The sequence below is a fragment of the Pseudomonas emilianonis genome (genome assembly GCF_023072625.1).
Taxonomy (GTDB): domain Bacteria; phylum Pseudomonadota; class Gammaproteobacteria; order Pseudomonadales; family Pseudomonadaceae; genus Aquipseudomonas; species Aquipseudomonas paraveronii.
Map to the genome: position 1 here is coordinate 1 of NZ_JAKNRV010000581.1, position 2,130 is coordinate 2,130.

At 64.1% G+C, this 2,130-nt stretch carries 3 protein-coding genes; 2 read left to right on the plus strand and 1 reads right to left on the minus strand.

Features of this window, described 5'->3' with window-relative positions; all coding sequences use genetic code 11:
* The coding region (locus tag L9Z73_RS29620) for a LysR family transcriptional regulator (protein ID WP_247408444.1) at window positions 1–346 on the minus strand (346 nt) is incomplete at its 3' end.
* A gap of 125 nt (window positions 347–471) precedes the next feature.
* Between L9Z73_RS29620 and L9Z73_RS29625 the strand changes: the two genes are divergently transcribed.
* Together L9Z73_RS29625 and phnX are read left to right on the plus strand one after the other, a co-directional pair.
* A complete protein-coding gene (locus L9Z73_RS29625) occupies window positions 472–1,581 on the plus strand; it encodes a 2-aminoethylphosphonate--pyruvate transaminase (protein WP_247408446.1) in 1,110 nt (369 codons plus the stop codon).
* Between the two features lie 27 nt (window positions 1,582–1,608).
* The coding region (phnX, locus tag L9Z73_RS29630) for a phosphonoacetaldehyde hydrolase (RefSeq protein ID WP_247408448.1) at window positions 1,609–2,130 on the plus strand (522 nt) is incomplete at its 3' end.

Here is a 2,130-nt window from a genome sequence, read left to right on the forward strand (position 1 = left end):
CCGGGTAGCGCGCGCGCAGACTGGCGATCATCGGCATCACCAGGTGCGGGCCATCCGCCGCCACTTCGAGGCGCCCGGTGAGCAACTGCCGATTAGCCTCCAGCAGCGCCTGGGCTTCGTCCACCAGGCCGAAGATCGCCCGGGTGAGCGCCGCCAGGCGTGTGCCCTCTTCGGTCAACTCCACGCGTCGCGCAGTGCGGCGCAACAACGCGATCTGGTAGTGCTCTTCCAGGGCCTTGATGTGCCCGGTCACCGCCGGCTGGCTGATGAACAACCGCGCCGCTGCACGGGTAAAGCTGCCCTCGCGGGCCACCGCATCGAATGCGCGTAGCTGGAACAAGTTCATGTTGAGTGACCTGGCTATCGGCCTAACTGATAGCTCGCATAACAACAAACAATTTGATTGATGACAAGCCAAACTGCAATTTAGGCGCCGTAACGTCAACCCCCGACACCTTGCAAGGACTTGAGATGAGCACCGCCGCGCCGATCCTGCTGACCCCTGGCCCCCTGACCACCTCTGCCCGCACCCGCCAGGCAATGCGGGTGGATTGGGGTTCATGGGATGAGCGTTTCAACCAGTTGACCGCCAGCGTCTGCTCGCAACTGTTGGCGATCATCAACGGCGCAGACAGCCACCATTGCGTGCCGTTGCAAGGCAGCGGCACGTTCGCCGTCGAAGCCGCCATCGGCACCCTGGTGCCACGCGACGGCAAGGTCCTGGTGCTGATCAATGGCACCTATGGCAAGCGCCTGGCAAAGATCTGCGAAGTGCTCGGCCGCGACTTCACCACCGCTGAAACCGCCGAGGACGAACCCGCCAGCGCCGCCGACGTCGACCGCCTGCTGCACGCCGACCCGGCCATCACCCATGTCGCGTTGATCCACTGCGAAACCAGTACCGGCCTCCTCAACCCGCTGGCGCAGATCGCCCAAGTGGTCAAACAGCATGGCAAGCGCCTGATCGTCGACGCGATGAGTTCCTTCGGCGCGCTGCCGATCGATGCCCGCGAAGTACCGTTCGACGCCCTGATCGCCGCTTCAGGCAAATGCCTGGAAGGCGTGCCGGGCATGGGGTTTGTCTTCGCCGAAAAACACGCGCTGGGCGCCGCCCAAGGCAACTGTCACTCCCTCGCGATGGACCTCTTCGAGCAGCACCACTACATGGCCAAGACCGGCCAGTGGCGCTTCACCCCGCCGACCCACGTGGTCGCCGCGCTGCACGAAGCGCTGCTGCAATACCGCGAAGAAGGCGGCCGGCCCGCGCGCCACCGACGCTACGCCAACAATTGCCAGGTGCTGCTCGAAGGCATGGCCGAACTGGGCCTGCGCAGCTTTCTGCCGGCGGCGATCCAGGCCCCCATCATCGTCACCTTCCATGCGCCGAAAGACCCGCGCTACCAGTTCAAGGCGTTCTACGAACGGGTCAAGGCCAAGGGTTTCATTCTGTACCCGGGCAAATTGACCCAGGTGGACACCTTTCGCGTGGGCTGCATCGGCCACGTCAATGCGCCCGAGATGCGTGCGGCGGTCGCGGCGGTTGCGCAGGTGCTGCAAGAAATGCAAGTGCTGGACATCTGATTGCCCTTTACCCACAGGATCTGAACCATGAACTATCAACATCCCGACACCCTGCAGGCCGTCATCCTCGACTGGGCCGGCACCGTGGTCGACTTCGGCTCGTTCGCCCCGACGCAGATCTTTGTCGAAGCCTTCGCCGAGTTCGATGTGCAAGTCTCCATCGAAGAAGCCCGTGGCCCGATGGGCATGGGCAAATGGGAGCATATCCGCACCCTGTGCAACCAGCCGCAGGTTGCCGAGCGTTACCGCAAAGCGTTCGGCCGCACGCCGACCGATGACGACGTAACCGCCATCTACCAGCGCTTCATGCCGCTGCAGATCGAAAAAATCGCCGAGCACTCGGCCCTGATCCCCGGCGCCCTCGACTGCATCGCTGCGCTGCGTGCGCAAGGGCTCAAGATCGGCTCCTGTTCCGGCTATCCCAAGCAAGTGATGGACAAGGTCGTCGCGCTGGCCGCCACCAACGGCTACGTCGCCGACCACGTGGTCGCCACCGACCAAGTGCCGAATGGCCGCCCATGGCCGGCGCAGGCGCTGGCCAACGTGATC

What these genes read in the sequence shown, in the direction of transcription:
- L9Z73_RS29625 (WP_247408446.1), top strand. Translation starts at nt 472, where the DNA reads ATGAGCACCGCCGCGCCGATCCTGCTGACCCCTGGCCCCCTGACCACC.